At 58.2% G+C, this 1,652-nt stretch carries 1 protein-coding gene and 1 pseudogene; both read right to left on the reverse strand.

Translation table 11 applies throughout. The features are described 5' to 3' along the window. Window positions 1-184: 184 nt before the first annotated feature. Window positions 185-886, reverse strand: a complete 702-nt coding sequence (locus ACTQX9_RS09465; RefSeq protein WP_052241580.1) for a methyltransferase domain-containing protein — start codon at window positions 884-886, stop codon at window positions 185-187. 63 nt (window positions 887-949) lie between these two features. Then, window positions 950-1,090, reverse strand: a pseudogene (locus ACTQX9_RS09470) (putative RNA methyltransferase); the annotation flags it as partial. Between the last annotated feature and the right edge of the window lie 562 nt (window positions 1,091-1,652).

Here is a 1,652-nt window from a genome sequence, read left to right on the forward strand (position 1 = left end):
GGATGACGCGGAAACGGCCCCTCCCGGGGCCGTTTCAGTTCCAGATCGTTGTTTTCGCCCGCTGAGCTGGGCCTATGCCGGAATCTCTCCCACAGAAACCACCGAAGAGCCAGATTTCTTCTGGGGCGGTTGACAAGGGCTGTCCTTCAGCCCTGCAATTAAGAGGATGATGAGCTGGCTGAGCTCATGAAGGGCCTTGGGAGCGAGGGGTGCCCACCAGCAATTCAGCCTCGATGGTGATGCTTTTCACACGCGATAGATTTAGGGACTCCGCGTCGATGCCGAACAGCAGCGGCGTCATCTCGGCGAACACGCGGACGTCCCTTTCGGACATCTCGAAGGTGCGCGTCACCTTGATGCGGTCGGTCATCTTGAAGTGCTTCTCAAAGCAATCGGTCACCAGCTGGTTTGAGTATTCCTTGCTGCGCAAAGATCCTTCAGCAAGGTGGCGCAGCTCCGTAAGATGATTGCTGCCTGGAACCACTTTGACCAGCACTCCTGGCGCGGAGGCGTTTCTGGTTGGGGTGAGAACGCGCTTGAATTCGTCGTAGTTCGAGGGAGCGAATACGTCCACCACGCAGTTGATGGAGCCTTTCAGCACGGGGATGTTCGTCAGGTCGCCAACCAGCCATTTGACCGCCTTTCTGGAATCGTGGCGGGCCGCCATCAGCATGGCGTCTTTTGAGAGGTCAAACGCCACCACGTCGACACAGAGGTTTTCTCGGATTGCACGTGCATAGAAGCCTTCTCCGCATCCCGCGTCGAGCACGCGGAATGGCGTCGCGTTCACAGCTGCAGGACCCTCGCTTGGGGAAAGGGCCCTTCCTACCGCGGTGAGGACGGCTTCTTTCACGTGGTCGTAATACCCTGCCTCCAGGATTGCCATGCGGCTCTCAAAGGATTCTTTGCTGTAGTGGGCTGACTGCCTGGAGGGCCCTAGAAGGTTTACGTACCCCTGCTTTGCGATATCGAAGCAGTGCCTCTTCGGACATACGAGGCTCCCTTCCTGCAGCTTCAGGGCGCTGTGGCAAAGGGGGCAAGAGAGCACGTCGGCGCTGTCAGCAAATCGCGCGTATCTGTCGAGTACCATTGCGTCTCCTTTCGTCCAAGCAATTCTAGCGGATGAGTCTTCCCCAGCAGTGCATGGCTAATCATAGCAGGCAGAACCGCACAGTGACAAATAGCTGAGCTATTTCAAGCTGGGATTTCGGTATTCTGCTGCCCTCTTTTGGGCCACTTCATTTCGCCACGCTTTTGACAGGAGCAACAGGGTCCTCGCGCGCAAAACGCATATGGGCAATGCAGCCGTCTGTCAGGGCATGCCTGCGCCCCCGAACCTGCCGAAAAGGCGCTGATCTGCCCGCCAGGGCATGCCTGCGACCCCGAACAAGCCGAAAGGGCGGTGGATCTGCCCGTCAGGGCATGCCTGTGCCCCCGAACCAGCCGAAAGGGGGGTGGATCTGCCCGCCAGGGCATTGGCAGAAGAAAGAATGCCGAGATACTCAATAAGAAGATTGATAACCTTCAGCAGGTGAAAAAAGGAGGCTTCGGTAGTTTGTGTGACAAGGGGCTAGCCTAGGCAGCAACGCTCTTCGCTCCCTTCACGCCCTTCTTCCTCGCCTTCACCGGGCGACCCGGGAGCTGGGGCTGGC

Origin of the sequence: Collinsella sp. LCP19S3_F2 (assembly GCF_052121015.1) — a bacterium.
In the GTDB taxonomy this organism is placed as follows: domain Bacteria; phylum Actinomycetota; class Coriobacteriia; order Coriobacteriales; family Coriobacteriaceae; genus Collinsella.